At 67.5% G+C, this 16,548-nt stretch carries 13 protein-coding genes and 1 tRNA gene; 3 read left to right on the top strand and 11 right to left on the bottom strand.

Translation table 11 applies throughout. The features are described from left to right. Nucleotides 1-18: 18 nt before the first annotated feature. The 5 genes from E4M00_RS09580 to E4M00_RS09560 all read right to left on the bottom strand — a co-directional run bounded on the left by E4M00_RS09580 (nt 19) and on the right by E4M00_RS09560 (nt 5,975). Nucleotides 19-1,254, bottom strand: a complete 1,236-nt coding sequence (locus tag E4M00_RS09580) for a PP2C family protein-serine/threonine phosphatase (RefSeq protein ID WP_135120253.1) — start codon at nt 1,252-1,254, stop codon at nt 19-21. A 5-nt stretch (nt 1,255-1,259) separates the two neighbouring features. Next, nucleotides 1,260-1,838, bottom strand: a complete 579-nt coding sequence (locus E4M00_RS09575; protein WP_135120252.1) for an FHA domain-containing protein FhaB/FipA — start codon at nt 1,836-1,838, stop codon at nt 1,260-1,262. Continuing rightward, entirely contained in the window at nt 1,835-2,578 is a 744-nt protein-coding gene (locus E4M00_RS09570; protein ID WP_135120251.1) for an FHA domain-containing protein, read from the bottom strand. Before E4M00_RS09570 ends, E4M00_RS09575 begins: the two co-directional genes overlap by 4 nt. 77 nt (nt 2,579-2,655) lie before the next feature. Continuing rightward, nucleotides 2,656-5,166 carry a glycoside hydrolase family 65 protein gene (locus E4M00_RS09565; RefSeq protein ID WP_056169986.1) on the bottom strand — a complete coding sequence of 837 codons (2,511 nt, stop codon included), beginning with the start codon at nt 5,164-5,166 and terminating at the stop codon, nt 2,656-2,658. Then, entirely contained in the window at nt 5,163-5,975 is an 813-nt protein-coding gene (locus E4M00_RS09560) for an HAD family hydrolase (RefSeq protein ID WP_135120250.1), read from the bottom strand. Before E4M00_RS09560 ends, E4M00_RS09565 begins: the two co-directional genes overlap by 4 nt. Nucleotides 5,976-6,313: 338 nt before the next feature. Here E4M00_RS09560 and E4M00_RS09555 point away from each other — a divergent pair. Beyond that, nucleotides 6,314-6,400, top strand: a tRNA-Leu gene (locus E4M00_RS09555). Between the two features lie 108 nt (nt 6,401-6,508). Here the strand turns inward: E4M00_RS09555 and E4M00_RS09550 are convergent. The 6 genes from E4M00_RS09550 to E4M00_RS09525 form a co-directional block, all read right to left on the bottom strand. Next, nucleotides 6,509-7,312: an HpcH/HpaI aldolase family protein gene (locus tag E4M00_RS09550; protein ID WP_135120249.1), complete on the bottom strand. Its 804-nt coding sequence runs from the start codon at nt 7,310-7,312 to the stop codon at nt 6,509-6,511. After that, nucleotides 7,297-8,082, bottom strand: a complete 786-nt coding sequence (locus tag E4M00_RS09545; protein ID WP_135120248.1) for an FAA hydrolase family protein — start codon at nt 8,080-8,082, stop codon at nt 7,297-7,299. The genes E4M00_RS09550 and E4M00_RS09545 overlap by 16 nt, the downstream gene beginning before the upstream one ends. A gap of 34 nt (nt 8,083-8,116) precedes the next feature. Then, complete coding sequence (gene hpaD / locus E4M00_RS09540; protein ID WP_135120247.1) at nt 8,117-9,283, bottom strand: 3,4-dihydroxyphenylacetate 2,3-dioxygenase; 1,167 nt, start codon at nt 9,281-9,283, stop codon at nt 8,117-8,119. Between the two features lie 94 nt (nt 9,284-9,377). Further along, nucleotides 9,378-10,895 carry a 5-carboxymethyl-2-hydroxymuconate semialdehyde dehydrogenase gene (gene hpaE, locus E4M00_RS09535; protein ID WP_135120246.1) on the bottom strand — a complete coding sequence of 506 codons (1,518 nt, stop codon included), beginning with the start codon at nt 10,893-10,895 and terminating at the stop codon, nt 9,378-9,380. 19 nt (nt 10,896-10,914) lie between these two features. Further along, entirely contained in the window at nt 10,915-11,598 is a 684-nt protein-coding gene (locus E4M00_RS09530; protein ID WP_135120245.1) for a GntR family transcriptional regulator, read from the bottom strand. Beyond that, the gene (locus tag E4M00_RS09525) at nt 11,595-13,091 is read right to left on the bottom strand and encodes a fumarylacetoacetate hydrolase family protein (protein ID WP_135120244.1); all 1,497 of its coding nucleotides are present in this window, start codon (nt 13,089-13,091) and stop codon (nt 11,595-11,597) included. The genes E4M00_RS09530 and E4M00_RS09525 overlap by 4 nt, the downstream gene beginning before the upstream one ends. A 132-nt stretch (nt 13,092-13,223) precedes the next feature. On the opposite strand from E4M00_RS09525, the gene E4M00_RS09520 reads away from it, so the two are divergent. Then, the gene (locus E4M00_RS09520) at nt 13,224-14,603 is read left to right on the top strand and encodes an MFS transporter (RefSeq protein WP_135120243.1); all 1,380 of its coding nucleotides are present in this window, start codon (nt 13,224-13,226) and stop codon (nt 14,601-14,603) included. A gap of 16 nt (nt 14,604-14,619) precedes the next feature. Continuing rightward, a complete protein-coding gene (locus tag E4M00_RS09515) occupies nt 14,620-16,515 on the top strand; it encodes an FAD-dependent monooxygenase (protein ID WP_135120242.1) in 1,896 nt (631 codons plus the stop codon). Nucleotides 16,516-16,548 lie beyond the last annotated feature (33 nt).

Genomic DNA, 16,548 nt, shown 5'->3' with positions numbered 1-16,548 from the left:
TGGACGACGCCGGTCTGGTCAGTCGGCACCGGTCACCTCCAGGCGCTTGGCGATGGCGATGGCGTCGTCGAGGTCGGTGGCGCTGATCGTCGCCTCCACCGCCTGGCGGTCGTAGAAGGTGAGACTGTCGATCGGGATGTCGGTGTCGCGGTAGACGCTGTGCAGCGAGATCGGGCCGATGTCCTGTTGGATGCCGCGGAAGATGGCCACGCTGTCACCGTCGCTGCCGACGAAGTAGCGTGACTGCGTCCACTGGTAGGTGACGCCGACGAGAACGGCCGCCGCGGCGACGAGCAGCACGATCACGGTGATCCAGGTGATGCGACGGCGGCGCACGCGGCGCTTGTCCTCTTCGATGAGCTCGTCGAGGTACTCCTCGGAGTCCGGCTCGAAGTGCGCCTCGGGAACGGAGTGCAGTCTGAAGGGCGGCATCCGGAGCGCCCGACGCGGTGGCTCCTCGATGTCGAACGCGAGCGGTTCCGCCGCGGAACCGACGATGACGACGGGCTTCGCGGATGCGGCGACATCGTCGGCGCCGATGTCGACAACGACCACGGTCACGTTGTCGGGGGCGCCGCCGTCGAGGCTCTCCTTGACGAGCCGTTCTGCAGCCTCGGAGGCGGATGCCGACTGCTCGAGTGCATCGCGGATGTCGTCGAAGGAGACGACGCCCGAGAGACCGTCCGAGCAGATCAGCCAGCGATCGCCGGCGATGGTGCGCACGATGCTGGTGTCGATCTCGGGGGAGGACTCCACGTCGCCGAGCACCCGCATGAGCACGGAGCGCCGCGGGTGGACCGCAGCCTCCTCCTCGGTGATGCGCCCGCTGTCGACGAGTCGCTGCACGAAGGTGTGGTCTGTGGTGATCTGCGTGAGGGTGCCGCCGCGAAGCAGATAGATGCGGGAGTCGCCGATGTGGGCGATGGCCACCTTGTCGCCGAGGACGTAGAGCGCGCTGACCGTCGTGCCCATGCCCGTGAGCTCCGCGTGCTCGAAGACCGTCTCGGCGAGCTGCTGGTTGGCGGCGATGAGCGCCGACTGCATGGCGAACTCGGCGTCTTCGGGGGTGATGTACGGCTGGTCGGCCTCGGCGATGCGCTTCGTGGCGATGGCTGACGCGACGTCGCCGCCGGCGTGGCCTCCCATGCCGTCGGCGACGAGGAACAGACCGTGGCCGGCGAAGCCGGAGTCCTGGTTGTTCGCGCGCACGCGTCCGACGTTGGAGACGGCCGCGCTGTCGATGAGCGTCGCCATGGGGTCTACCGTCGCAGCTCGAACGTGGTCGCGCCGACCTTGACGGTCACGTTGAGCGGAACCGGCGTGGGCACGGTGACCCTGGCGCCGTCGAGGAAGGTTCCGTTGGTGGAGTCGAGGTCCTGGAGCATCCACTGCCCGTTCCAGAGCATCAGCCTGGCGTGGTGCGTCGAGGTGTAGTCGTCACGGATCACGATGGCCGAATCGGAGGAGCGGCCGATGGTGATCTCGTCGTTGCCGAGGGGGAACTCGGCTCCGGCCTTGGTGCCGCTCGTCACGACGATGGCGCGGGCGTTGCCGGTTCCGGCGATCTCCCGGCCGAGCGACGGCGAGAGCGTCGGGGCGGCGGATGCCGCAGCGGGCATCGAGCCGATGGGTCCGGTGGGGGCGGCCGCCGCTGCTGCGGCGGCTGACGCCGAGACGGGCACCGCAGCCGGGCTCGGGGAAGCCGCATCCGCCTCCTTGACCTTGCGAACGCGCTGCCCGAACAGGTCGGAGCGCAGCGCGTAGACGATCGCGAACACGAATGCCCACAACAGAACGAGGAAGCTCAGTCGAAGGACGAGCAGGGTCAGTTCGCTCACGAGGCGGGCCCCCAGAACCCGCCCATGTCGTGCCGCTGCGTCGCGTCGTCGACGGGAGCTGCGGCATCGGGAGTCGATGCCTGGGCGAGCACGCGGAAGATGATGCGGGTGCGTCCGATGGTGATGACGGAGTCGGGCTCGAGCACGGCCTGCTTGACGGGCTGGCCGTTCAGCTGCGAGCCGTTCGTGGAGCCGAGGTCGCGCACCTGGGCGCGCTTGCCGTCCCACAGCACCTCGATGTGCTTGCGGCTCGTGCCGGTGTCGTCGATGGTGATGTCGGCGTCGCTGCCGCGGCCGATCACGGTGCGGGCCTTGATGAGCGGGTAGCGCTTGGTGCCGATGTCGAGCAGCGGCGTCCAGGCGATCTCGCCCTTCACGTTGGTGGAGTCGACGGCGACCATGCCCACGGTGAGGGCGGAGTCCTCGCGCAGGCGGATGGTGATGCCGCCGGCGAACTGGAAGCGCTGGCTCGCCGCGTGCTTCTGCACCAGGTCGGTGAGCTCGTCGATGAGGGTGGGCCCCATCGCGCTCATGCGCTCGTAGTCGGCCGATCCCATGCGAACGGTGAAGTTGTTCGGCACGAGAACACGGTCGCGTGAGACGACTGCAGCCTTGGTGTCGAGCTCACGTCGTAGTGCTGACGTGATCTCGACCGGCTGCAGCCCCGAGCGAAAGGTCTTCGCGAAAGCGCCGTTGACGGCGCGTTCGAGACCCTTCTCGAAGTTGTCCAGTATCCCCACAGGTCTCCCGATCCGGTTCTCGCGACTCTTGAATGTTAGTCGGAGACTTGCGGAAAGCAGTTCACCGGTGCCGCCAGTCAATCGATCGGGCCCAGTGCCTCGCCCTCATCGAAGTCGAGGGCGATGGCCGGGATCGACGCCGTGAGCAGGGAGCCGTCCGCGCGACGCTGGCCTCGGACGTCGTCCATCGTCGGGGTTCCGACGAGCCTGGCCCCCTGGTGCGAAAGCGGCACGGTCACTGGGCTCTGGGCGCTCACGAAGACCTTCTGCCCACGCACGGTGAGGCGGAACGAGTCGCCCTCCTCGATCGTGAACGTCACGGATTCGCGGTCGAGATCGACACGGATGCGGTTCCCCCGCAGCGTCAGTCTGAACTGCAGGGATTCCCAGTTGTCTGGCAGGCGCGGGTCGAAGGTGAACTCGCCCCGGTGGTCGCGGAAGCCCCCGAATCCGTAGACCAGAGCGTTCCAGATGCCGCCGGTCGACGCCACGTGGATGCCGTCGGCGGTGTTGGAATGCAGGTCGAGGAGGTCGACGAAGAGCGCCGAGTTGAAGTAGTCGGTCGCGAGCTTGCCGTACCCGACCTCGGCCGCGATGATCGACTGCACGACGGCCGACAGCGTGGAGTCGCCGGTGGTCAGCGGGTCGTAGTACATGAAGTTGGCGCGCTTCTGCTCGAGCGTGAACTCGTTGCCCTGGAGGAGCAGGGCGAGCACGACGTCGGCCTGCTTCAGCACCTGGAACCTGTAGATGACCAGGGGGTGGTAGTGCAGCAGCAGCGGGCGGTGGCTGGGCGGGGTGAGGTCGAGGTCCCAGATCTCCTTCTGCAGGAAGGCCTCGTCCTGCGGGTGGATGCCGAGGTTCTCGTCGAACGGGATGTGCATCCGCTGAGCGGCCCTGGCCCATTCCTCCGCCTCGCCGTCCTGTACCTCGAGGCGCTTGACCACCTGCGCGTAGGCGCTCGGGTCCTCCTTGGCGAGAACGCGTAGCGAGGTCGCTGCAGCGTCGAGGTTCGCCCGCGCCATGACGTTCGTGTAGAGGTTGTCGTTCACGACGGTCGTGTACTCGTCGGGACCCGTGACGCCGTGGATGTGGAAGACGTCGTCGCCGTTGCCGCGCCAGAAGCCGAGGTCGGCCCACATGCGGGCGGTCTCGACGAGGATGTCGATGGCTCCCCGGTTGAGGAAGTCCTGGTCGCCCGTGGCGGAGACGTACTGGCAGAGCGCGTGGGAGATGTCGGCGTCGATGTGGTACTGCGCTGTGCTGGCGGCGTAGTAGGCGCTCGATTCGAGGCCGTTGATGGTGCGCCACGGGAACAGCGCCCCGCGCACGTTGAGCTCGAGGGCTCGCGCTCGGGCGGCGTCCAGCATCCGTTGCCGGAATCGCAGGGCATTGCGGGCGACGACAGGGGACGTGTAGGTGAGGGCGGGCAGCACGTAGATCTCGCTGTCCCAGAAGTAGTGGCCGCCGTAGCCCGTTCCGCTGACGCCCTTGGCCGCGACGCCGCCGCCGTCGGTGCGCGCGCTGGCCTGGGCGAGCTGGAACAGGTTCCAGCGCACGGCCTGCTGCAGCTCGGGCTGGCCGCCGATGACGACGTCGGTGCGCTTCCAGTAGGCGTCGAGCCAGAGGCGCTGTTGGCGGAACAGTTCGGGTCCGCCGACCTCGAGAGCACTGTCGAGCGTGCGGTCGCAGCGATCTGCGAGCTCGCGCACGGGCACCGTGCTGGCCGTGTGGTAGCTCACGAGCTTCGTGAGGCGCACCCGGTGGCCCTGCTTGGCGTGGATCCGGTAGATGCGCTTGGCGAGGTCGTCCTCGAGGGTGGTGTTCGAGGTGTACTCGTCGACGGTGGTGATCTGGTGGTCTGCGGCGACGGAGATCGTCATGCCCGAGTTGGTGCAGCGGTAGGCGAGCAGGAGGCGGTCGTCCTGCTCGCGCTTGATGCGCGGCTGCAGCACCCGGTCGGTGAAGAGGTCGGCCTTGCGCGGGTCGAAGCCCTCGGCAGTGCCGTGCACGTTGGACCGGTACTCGTCTCGGCCGTCCTGGCGGTTCAGGATCTGGCTCGACAGCGTGATGGAGGCATCCGAGTCGAGAAGGGTGACCTCGTAGGTGACCACGGCGAGGTGGCGATCGGTGAAACTCACCATGCGGCGCGAGGTGATGAGCACGCGCTTGCCTGCCGGGGTGCGCCAGACGAGTTCGCGCTCGAGCACGCCGCTGGCGAAGTCGAGGCGGCGCTCGTAGGAGAGCACGTCGGCCTCGGTGAGCACGAGGGGCTCATCGTCGACGTACAGGCGGATGATCTTGGCGTCGGGCGCGTTGACGATGGTCTGTCCGACCCGGGCGAAGCCGTAGGCCTCCTCGGCGTGACGGATGGGCCAGGTCTCGTGGAAGCCGTTCACGAAGGTGCCGTGCACGTGGCCGTCGCGGCCCTCCTCGACGTTGCCGCGCAAGCCGAGGTAGCCGTTGCCCACCGTGAAGATCGTCTCGGTGCGCCCCATGTCGGCGGAGTCGAAGGCCGTCTCGACCAGCGCCCACTCATCGAGGGGGTGACGGATGCGGTCGATCGGGTCGGCGTCGAGGATCTTCACTTGCTCTCCTTGTGGTTCACGGCGTCCGTGATCTCGTCGTTCTGCTCGGTGTCTCTGGCGACGGCGTCGATCAGCTCGTCGAGCTCCTCCACGACGACGTCGGCTCCGGCATCCTGCAGCACCTTGCGTCCGACGCCGCGATCGACGCCGATGACGAGGCCGAAGGCGCCGCGGGCACCGGACTGGACGCCCGAGACGGCGTCTTCGACGACAGCGCACTCGAGTACGGTGAGGCCGAGCGCCTTCGCCGCATGTATATAGGTATCGGGCGCCGGCTTGCCCGGCAGGCCGAGGCCGGCCGCGACGTTCCCGTCGACGACGATCTCGAACCGGTCGGCGATGCCCGCCGCCGCGAGCACCGCAGGCGCGTTCTTGGAGCTGGAGACCACGGCGACCTCGTAGCCGTCCGCGATGACGGCCTCGAGGAACGCGAGCGAGGCGGGATAGGCGGCCACGCCCTCCTCGGTGATGGTGTCGTTGAAGACGGTGTTCTTGCGGTTGCCCAGGCCCCAGACCGTGTCGTCGGCCGGGTCGGCATCCGGAGTCCCGGGCTCGAGCTCGATGCCGCGGGAGGCGAGCAGGTCGCGCACGCCGTCGAAGCGCGGCTTGCCGTCGATGTGGTCGAAGTAGTCCTGCTCGACGTAGGGCGCGGCGCCGTGGCTCTCGAGGTAGGGCGTGAACAGCCGTGCCCAGGCGTGCATGTGCACCTCGGCGGTCGGCGTGAGCACGCCGTCGAGGTCGAACAGGAAGGCACGGATGTCGCGTCCGCGCAGCAGGTCGGGTGGAGTTTCTTCAGTGGTGTCCGTCATGCGGGCCCCCATCTCGGCTTCAGTGAAGTAGTGAGCGAGAAAGGGTCGCCGTCGACCCCTGCAGTACGGAAACGAGCCTATTGCGCATTCGCCGGGGGATGCGAGCACGGGCGGCGTTTCCATTCGTGCGCATTCGTGCGGATGACCTGATCAGGGCGCTCGCGGATGCCCCCTCACCGAGATGACGCGAATCGACGTTCACGGCGCATTCGAAGGTCGAATCGCGTCACGTCGGCGTCAGTGGTCGGGTACCGGCCGCCCGATCGGCTCAAATGGCTTATGGCGGGAGAAAATGATAATGTCACTGGGTTGGTTCGCCCTCGGGTGTGACCAAGCGTGCGCGAGTGGCGGAATTGGCAGACGCGCTGGCTTCAGGTGCCAGTACTCGCAAGGGTGTGGGGGTTCAAGTCCCCCCTCGCGCACCAGATATGGTGAAAGGCCGGATCCTCAGGGATCCGGCCTTTTCTCGTATCTGGGGCGCCGACGGACCGGCCGCGTGCTCGCCGGGCCCTGGTCAGGTCCTCGACGGATGCTCAGTACGAGGGGCGGCCGGATGCATCCGTTCCGGAGATCCACCGGGCCGCGAGGGCTTCGGATCCTCGAGCGAGGAGCGCGACGTCAGCGTCGACCAGGATGAAGGACGCGCCCGCGTCGGCATAGGCGTCGGCGACGGCCGGGTCGAAGGCGTTGACGCCCACCGGCTTCCCCGCGGCTCGCACGGCGTCGAAGGTTCGACGCACGGATGCGACCACGTCGGGATGGGTCTGCTGACCGAGCAGGCCCATCGAGGCGGCCAGGTCCGAGGGTCCGACGAACACCCCGTCGATGCCGTCGACTCCGGCGATGTCGGCCGCGTTCTCCACGCCCTCCGTCGTCTCGATCTGCACGAGGAGGCAGACGTGGTCGCCCGCGTTCCGGAGGTAGTCGTCGACACGATTCCAGCGGCCGGAGCGTGCGAGCGCGGATCCCACGCCGCGCCTGCCGCGCGGCGGGTAGTGCACGGCCTCGACGAGTGCCCTCGCCTCGGCGGCCGTCGAGACCATCGGCACGAGGAGGGTCTGCGCACCGAGGTCGAGCACCTGCTTGATGGTGACGACGTCTCCGATGGGCACGCGCACGACCGGAGTGATCGGGTAGGCGGCGACGGCCTGCAGTTGAGCGAGGACGGACTCGAGACCGTTCGGGGAGTGCTCCATGTCGATGAGCATCCAGTCCAGGCCTGAACCCGCGCAGATCTCGGCCACCAGCGCGGAGCCCGAACATGCCCAGATTCCCGCCAGCGGACGCGAGGCCTCGGCGAGATCGTGGCGCAGGGTGGGCTTCAGATGAAGTGACATGTGATCGATCCCATCGGTCCGTAGTCGCACAGCACGACATCTCCGCGCGAGACCCACATGGGACGCGTGAAGGATCCGGCCAGGATGATCTCCCCGGCCTCGAGTCTGCTGCCGTGCTGGTGGAACTTGTTGGCGAGCCACGCGACACCGGTGGCCGGATGGTCGAGCACGCCGGCGGCGACGCCCGTCTCGGTGATCTCGCCGTTGCGGTACAGAAGCGCGGGAACCCAGCGCAGGTCGATCTCGGCGGGCCGTTTGCGCACGTCGCCCAGAACCATGCCGCCGTAGGCCGCGTTGTCGGAGATCGTGTCGACGATGGTTCGACCCTCGAGCTCGATGTGCGAGTTGAGGATCTCCAGCGCGGGCACGGCGTAGTCGATCGCTGCTAGCGCGTCGTCGAGAGTGCAGTCGGGTCCTTCGAGAGGCGCCTTCAGCACGAACGCGAGTTCGACCTCGATGCGCACGTTGGAGAACTGGTCGACCGGGATCTCAGCGCCGCTGGCGTGCACGGTGTCGTCGAACATGACGCCGTAGTCCGGTTCGGTGATCCCCGTGGCCTCCTGCATCGCCTTGGAGGTCAGCCCGATCTTCCGGCCGACAAGGGTGCGCCCTGCCGCGATGTTCTTGTCGCGCCAGACCCCCTGGATCGCATACGAGTCCTCGATGGTGGCTTCGGGATGCCGTGCCGTGATCCTCGGGATCACACTGTGCGTCCGGTCGGCTTCGGCGAGCTCGTCGGCGATCTCCGCGATGGTCTCAGGCTGCAGCATCCGTCTCTCCTCTCGTGATCACGCTATCGGGCGGTCAGAGCTGGTGGCCGAGCTTGTACTCGCCCTGTTTCCACTCGGGCAGGGACGCCTCGGCCTCGCCCGGGCGGGTGTACGAGAAGCCGTCGGCTCCGATGGTGACGGCCATCTCGGAGGTGTCGGTGCGGGCCACGACGGGCTGCGGGTTGCCGTCGAGATCGAGCACGAGGGAGGCCTCGGTGTACCAGGACGGCACCACCGGGTTCCCCCACCAGTCGCGTCGCTGGTTGTCGTGCACATCCCAGGTGATGACGGGGTTGTCGGGATCGCCCGTGTAGTAGTCCTGGGTGTAGATCTCGACCCTGTGGCCGTCGGGGTCGCGCAGGTAGAGGTAGAAGGCGTTCGAGACGCCGTGGCGTCCGGGCCCGCGTTCGATCGCATCCGAGCGACGCAGGGCTCCGAGCTTGTCGCAGATGGCGAGGATGTTGTGCTTCTCGTGCGTCGCGAAGGCGACGTGATGCATCCGTGGTCCGTCACCGCCGGTCATGGCGGTGTCGTGCACCGTGGGCTTGCGGCGCATCCACGCGGCGTAGACGGTGCCCTCGTCGTCCTGGATGTCCTCGGTCACTCGGAAGCCGAGGTCCTGCATGAACTTCACTGCTCGGGGAACGTCGGGGGTCACCTGGTTGAAGTGGTCGAGACGCACGAGTTCACCGGGGGTGTGCAGGTCGTAGCGCCACGACAGCCGCTCGACGTGGTCCGTCTGGAAGAAGAACTCGTACGGGAAGCCGAGTGGATCCTCGACTCGGACGGAATCGCCGATGCCCTTGACGAACCCCTCCGCCCGGCGCTCGATGCGGCATCCGAGCTCCGTGTAATAGGCGACGGCCTTGTCGAGGTCTTCGGCAGACCGCACGCGATAGGAGAACGCGGCGACCGCGGCGACGGTGCCCTGGCGCAGCACGAGGTTGTGGTGGATGAACTCCTCGGTCGACCGCAGGTAGACGGCATCGGAGTCCTCTTCCGTCACGTGCAGCCCGAGCACGTCGACGTAGAACTGGCGTGAAGCGGCGAGGTCGGTCACGACCAGTTCCATGTAGGCGCACCGCAGGATGTCGGGCGGGGAGGACTGCGGGGTCGCAACGGGGTTGTCGGTCTCGATGGGGGCTTCCTGCGAGACGAAGAAGCCCGAGGAGGTGAGCGTCTTGGCGGTCTTGTCGTTCATGTCAGCGTCCTTGCCGGTGATGGGGGTGAGTGGGAGAGGAGCCGCCCTGCGATGGCCCGCGCCAGTGCGCGACCGGTACTCGGCAGCTCGACGGCTAGTGCTTGCCGAAGGTCGGGTTGTGAACCTCGCCGAGGGTGATGTGCACGGCCTGCTGGTCGGTGTAGAAGTCGATCGACCGGTACCCGCCCTCATGGCCGAGGCCTGAGGCCTTGACGCCGCCGAAGGGCGTGCGCAGGTCGCGGACGTTGTTCGAGTTCAGCCAGACCATTCCGGCCTCCACGGCTTGGGAGAAGTTGTGAGCACGCTTGAGGTCGTTCGTCCAGATGTAGGCGGCGAGGCCGTACTTGGTGTCGTTCGCGAGCGCGAGTGCCTCGGCGTCGGTGTCGAACGGAGTGATCGCGACGACGGGACCGAAGATCTCCTCCTGGAAGATGCGAGCGTCGGGAGGCACGTCGGCGAAGACCGTCGGTGCGACGAAGTTGCCGAACTCGAAGCCTTCGGGTCGTCCACCCCCGGCGACGAGCCGCCCCTCGCTCTTGCCGATCTCGACGTAGCCCATGACCTTGTCGAAGTGCTCGGGATGGACGAGCGCCCCGACCTCCGTGGCAGGGTCGTGGGGATAGCCGACCTTGACGCGCTTCGCCTGCGCCGCATAGCGCTCGACGAACTCGTCGTAGACGTCACGCTGGACCAGGATGCGGGATCCGGCCGTGCAGCGCTCGCCGTTGAGGGAGAAGACGCCGAAGATCGTCGCGTCCACTGCGGCCTCCAGGTCGGCGTCGGCGAAGACGACCGCGGGGCTCTTCCCGCCGAGTTCCATCGAGAGGCCCTTGAGGAAGGGCGCGGCATTGCCGAAGATGATCTGGCCGGTCCGGCTCTCGCCCGTGAAGGAGATGAGCGGCACGTCGGGGTGCTTCACGAGCGCGTCGCCAGCCTCCTCGCCGAGCCCGTTGACGAGATTGAAGACTCCCTTCGGCAGGCCGGCCTCCTCGAAGATGCCGGCCCACAGCGATGCCGACAGCGGCGTGAACTCGGCGGGCTTCAGGACGACGGTGTTTCCGCTGGCGAGGGCGGGCCCGAGCTTCCACGACTCCAGCATGAAGGGCGTGTTCCACGGCGTGATGAGCCCCGCGACGCCGATCGGCTTGCGATTGACGTAGTTGATCTGACGGCCGGGGACCTTGAAGGTGTCGTCGGCCTGCGCCACGATCAGGTCGGCGAAGAACCGGAAGTTCTCCGCTGCGCGGCGTGCCTGGCCGAGGGCCTGCGTGATCGGCAGCCCCGAGTCGAAGGACTCGAGCTCGGCCAGCCGGGCGTCGCGCAGCTCGACGAGGTCGGCGATGCGATGCAGGATCCGAGAACGCTCGCGCGGCAGCATCCGCCGCCACGGTCCGTCCTTGAAGGCCCGGGTGGCTGCAGCGACGGCGAGGTCGATGTCGGCCTTCTTGCCGGCGGCGGCGTGGACGTACACCTCGTTCGAGACGGGCTCGAGCACGTCGAAGGTGTCGCCATCGACCGAGTCGACGAACTCACCGTCGATGTAGTGCTGGATGCGTGAGGGCAGATCGGCCGGCACATGGCGCTGGTCGAGCGCAGGGCTTGTCTCGGTCATGGGTTCTCCAATGGAAGGGTCAGAATGCCGGGAGGCCGAGGGCCTCGTCAGGGTGTTCGTGGATCATGTAGGCGTCCAGGGTCGCGGACCGGTGTCGGCGAGCCATCTTCTCGATCTCGCCGAGCGGAGCGCCCGTCTCGATCAGCACGAGGATGTTCTCGTGTTCGCGCACCGACTCCTGTGCCCGGCCGGGCACGAAGCTGAAGGTCGAGTCACGCAGGTGACCGAGGCGCGCCCACTCCGACTCCACGAGTTCGAGCATGCGCGGATTCGCGCACTTGGCGTACAGGGCGGAATGGAACTGGTGATTGAGTGCAGTGAACGCGCGCGGTTCGAACTCGTCGAGGCGTCCGATCATGAGCTCGTTGATCTGTCGCGCCCGCCGCACGTCGTCAGCGGTCAGCCGTCGCGCTGCCAGTGCTGTCGCAGTCCCCTCGAGGATGCTGAGCGCCTGCATGCTGAATCGATACTGCGTGTCGTCGACCATCGAGACGTGGGCGCCGACATTGCGCTCGAACGTCACGAGGCCTTCAGCCTCGAGCTGACGGATCGCCTCCCGGACCGGGACGACACTCATGTTCAGCTCGCCGGCGATCGTTCCGAGGACCAGGCGGTAGCCGGGCGTGAACTCGTGGTTGGTGATGCGCTCGCGAACCCACCGATAGGCGAGCTGCGACTTGCTGAGCGATGCTGCGTCGGTCATCTCGCACCCGTGTCGGCGTCGTAGCGGGCACGCCATTCGGCGTTGAGCGGGAACAGGCCCTCGACCGGGTTGCCCTCGGCGACGCGTGCGGCGATCCAGGCGTCCTCGTCCTCCTGTGCCAGGGCGGCGTCGGCGACCTCCTCGGCGATGGCCGGAGGGATGACGATCACGCCATCGGCGTCGCCGACGATGATGTCGCCGGGCTGGACCGTGGTGCCGCCGCAGGCGATCGTGACGTCGACGTCCCACGGGACGTGCTTTCGTCCCAGGACGGCGGGGTGGGCGCCGGCGGAGTAGACGGGGATGCCGACCGCGGCGACGGCGTCGGCATCCCGGATGCCGCCGTCGGTGACGATTCCGGCCGCTGCCTGCGCCTGAGCGCGCAGCGCGAGGATGTCGCCGAGGGTTCCCGAGCCCGACTCTCCCCGAGCCTCGATGACGATCACCTCGCCCTCCCCGACAGCATCGAAGGCGCGCTTCTGGGCGTTGTACCCGCCGCCGTGCGACAGGAAGAGGTCCTCGCGGTTGGGAACGAACCGGAGGGTCTTCGCCGTCCCGATGAGCTTCGCCCCGGGATGCAGGGGGCGCACGCCGTCGATCGTCACGTTGTTCAGGCCGCGTTTGCGCAACTGCTGGGAGAGCCCCGCAACCGGTACTCTCTCGAGCTTCGCCCGCAGCGTCGGGGCGAGTCTCACGGAGGCATCCGGAAGCCCGGCACGTTCTCGCGACCCCCATGCCTCCTCGCGCTGGGTGTCGTCGACGGCCGGAAGCGAGCCGAGGGAGCCGTCGAAGGCCGGCTGTTCGGCCTGGGTCACCGTCGTGGTCAGTCGTCCGGAGGACGCGCCGGAACTCGGAGAGTCGACTTCGACCTCCACGACGTCACCGGGGACGATGACCGACGAACCGGCCGGCGTTCCGGTGAGAATGACGTCGCCCCGCTCCAGGATGAAGTGCTGCGACAGGTCGGCGACGATCTGGGCGAGCGGGAACAGGAGCTCCGCTGTCGAGTCGTCCTGCACGAGTTCATCGTTGACCCAGGTGCGCAGGCGCAGTGCGGACGGATCCACGGTTCGGGCGTCGATCAACGTCGGGCCGATCGGGGTGAACCCGTCGCCGCCCTTCGATCGGACGTTGGAGCCCTTGTCGTTCGCGCGCAGGTCGTAGAGCCCGAGATCGTTCGAGGCGGTCACCCAGCCGACATGGCTCCACGCAGCTTCCTGGCCGACGTGGCGGGCTTCCGTGCCGATGATGAGCGCGATCTCTCCCTCGAAGGCGAGCAACTCGGTGCCGACGGGGCGTTCCACCGTGCCGCCCGACGCAGCGACCGAGCTCGAGGGCTTGAAGAAGTAGGAGGGCGCGGACGGCCGACGGCCGCGCTGTTCGGCCCGTGAGACGTAGCTCAGGTGCACCGCGATGATCTTGCCGGGACGACAGGGGAGCGCTGCGAATCGCGGATCCGTGGGTTCCGCCCCGGTCTCGTTCTCGTTGGTCATGAGCTCCCTCGCCCTTGCGTGATATTCGAAATCGTATATGATCGACCGTGTTCGAGCAAGCACCGTCTCACCACGATTGCGATCGACTCGAGCGCAGACAGAGCCGTCGAACCGACACAGGAGTCACCCCGAATGAGCGCACCACAGTCAGCAGGTTTCACCCCGACGGGAACGATCGCGGTCCAGGCCGACCGGCGACGCGTCGTCTTCGCGACGATCGTCGGCACGACGGTGGAGTGGTACGACTTCTTCATCTATGCAACGGCGGTCGGGCTCGTCTTCGGCCAGCTCTTCTTCGCGCCGCTCGGAACCGACAGCGCCATCCTCGGATTCGCGACAGTCGGTGTGAGCTTCCTGTTCCGTCCGCTCGGTGCCTTCCTCGCGGGTCACTTCGGCGACAAGTACGGACGCAAGGCCGTGCTGATGTGGACGCTGATCCTGATGGGCGCGTCGACGGCCCTCATCGGCCTTCTCCCCACCTACGAGACGATCGGAATCGCTGCTCCGATCCTGCTCGTGCTCCTCCGCATCCTGCAGGGGATCTCCGCGGGTGGCGAGTGGGGCGGTGCCGTCCTGATGGCGGTCGAGCACGCGCCCCGGACCCGGCGCGGAGTCTTCGGCGCGTCTCCGCAGATCGGAGTTCCGCTGGGTCTGCTCCTCGCCTCGGGCGTCATGGCCCTGATGACGATCATCGCGCCCGGTGACGCGTTCCTCCAGTGGGGCTGGCGCGTTCCCTTCCTGCTGAGCGTCGTGCTGATCCTGGTGGGCTACTACGTGCGCCGGAAGGTGGAGGAGAGCCCGGTGTTCACCGAGCTCGCCGAGCGCAAGGAGAAGGCACGGATGCCGATCGTGCAGCTGTTCAAGAAGCACACCCTCCTCGTCGTCATCGCCGCTCTCGTGTTCGCCGGCAACAACGCCGTCGGCTACATGACCACAGGCGGATTCATCCAGGGCTACGCCACCAACCCCGACGGACCGCTGGCGCTCGAACGTGGACCGGTTCTCTGGGCGGTCACCGGATCCGCAGTGACGTGGCTGCTGTCCACGCTCTTCGCGGGGTGGGTGTCCGACCGCATCGGGCGCCGCACGACGTACATCATCGGCTGGATCCTCCAGCTGGTCGGCGTGTTCACCCTGTTCCCGCTGGTCAACAGCGGCAACATCGGACTTCTTTTCACGGGCCTCGCGATCCTGACGATCGGGCTCGGGTTCACGTACGGTCCGCAGGCGGCGCTCTACACGGAGCTCTTCCCCGCCTCGATCCGCTTCTCCGGTGTCTCCATCTCGTACGCCATCGGCGCGATCGTCGGCGGTGCGTTCGCTCCGACCATCGCCACGGCGCTCGTGCAGGCGACGGGCAGCACCCTGTCGGTCACCTGGTACCTCGCGGGAATGACGGTGATCGGCTTGATCGCGACGCTCCTCCTGCGCGACCGGAGTGGAATCCCACTCGGGCCGGACCACGAGGACGAGCAGTCGATCAGCCCGATCCGCGGCCTCGCCCGCGCCTAGTCCTCGAGGGGTCAGCATGCAGTTCCACCATCACGGCTACGTGTCAGGCGATCCGCGCGTCACGTCGCCCGAGGGCACGGGCATCGATCGCCCGAACGAGATCCCCGACGAGATCGACGTGCTGATCGTCGGGTCCGGACCCGCCGGAATGCTTCTGGCGGCCCAGATGTCCCAGTTCCCGGGAGTCGTCACGCGCATCATCGAGCGGCGCGCGGGGAGACTTCCCCTCGGGCAGGCTGACGGAATCCAGCCGCGGAGCGTCGAGACCTTCCAGGCCTTCGGGTTCGCGGAGCGGATCATGGCCGAGGCGTACAACATCGCCTACATGAACTTCTGGAACCCGGATCCGGAGAACCCTCAGAACATCGTCCGGACCAGCCGTACCGAGGACTACGGATACAAGATCAGCGAGTTCCCGCACCTCATCGTCAATCAGGCGCGCGTTCTCGACTACTTCGCCGAGGCGGCCGCGAACGGTCCGGGGCGCATCGAGCCCGACTACGGCATCGAGTTCCTTACTCTCACCGTGCACGACGAGGGCGAATACCCCGTGGAGGTCCGCCTCCGGTACGTCGATGGTGAGCGCGCAGGCGAGGAGCGCACGATCCGGGCCAAGTACGTCGCCGGGTGCGACGGAGCGCGCAGCGGCGTCCGCGAGGCGATCGGGCGCAAGCATGTCGGAAGCGCTTCGTCGCACGCGTGGGGCGTCATGGACGTGATGGTCAACACAGACTTCCCGGATTGGCGCACCAAGTGCGCGATCAATGCTGTGGCGGGCAACATCCTGCACATCCCGCGCGAGGGCGGATACCTGTCCCGCGTCTACGTCGATCTCGGCGCCGTGGCCGAGGACGACGACCACCGCGTTCGGCTCACCTCGATCGACGAGATCATCCGCCGGGCGAACGACATCCTGCACCCCTACACGCTCGAGGTGAAGGAGGTCGCCTGGCACAGCGTCTATGAGGTCGGTCACCGCGTCACCGACAAGTTCGACGACGTTCCCGACGGCTCGGAGCGCGCTCCCCGCGTCTTCCTCACCGGCGACGCCTGCCACACCCACAGTGCCAAGGCCGGACAGGGCATGAACGTGTCGATGCAGGACGGCTTCAACCTTGGGTGGAAGCTCGGGGCCGTGCTCACCGGGCGGAGTCCAGAGGCCCTCTTGGCGACCTACTCGGCGGAGCGACTGCCGGTTGCGCAGCAGCTCATCGATTTCGACCGCGAGTGGTCGACTCTCATGGCGCGCAGGCCCGAAGAGATCTCCGACCCGCAGGACCTGGCGACCTATTACCTCGCGACGGCGGAGTTCCCGTCCGGGTTCATGACCCGATACGGGCAGTCCGAGATCGTCGGGGAGGCCACGTACCAATCGCTCGCTGACGGATTTCCGATCGGCAAACGCTTCAAGTCCTCCGAGGTCGCGCTCGTCGCTGATGGCAACGCCGTTCATCTCGGCCACCATGCCAAGGCGGACGCGCGCTGGCGTCTGTACGCGTTCGCGGATTCGCCCGCAGCGGGAGAACCGTCGGCGCTCGAGTCCTGGGCGGAGTGGATCTCGTCCTCAGCCGAGTCGCCGGTGGTCAGGTACACGTCCCCCGACCAGGACGTCGACGCCGTCTTCGACGTGAAGGTGATCTACCAGCAGCGGTTCGACGAGATCGACATCTCGCGGGTTTCGGCGGCTTTCCGACCGCAGACGGGACCGCTCGGACTCACCGACTGGGAGAAGGTCTTCGCGGCGGCGCCGACCGCGTGGACGACCACCGACATCTACGACGAGCGCGGGCTGTCCCGCGACGGAGTCGTCGTGGTCGTGCGTCCTGACCAGTACGTCGCCGCGGTCCTTCCCCTCTCGGCGACCGATGCGCTGGCCGAGTTCTTCACGCACTCGATGGTTCAGGCGCGCTGAAGCGCGCCGAACCGCCCTGCCCGAGGCGGGGCG

Source organism: Orlajensenia leifsoniae, assembly GCF_004570845.1.
GTDB lineage: Bacteria > Actinomycetota > Actinomycetes > Actinomycetales > Microbacteriaceae > Orlajensenia > Orlajensenia leifsoniae.
The sequence above is the reverse complement of the archived record's forward strand: the minus strand, read 5'-3'. Positions and strand labels throughout refer to the sequence as shown.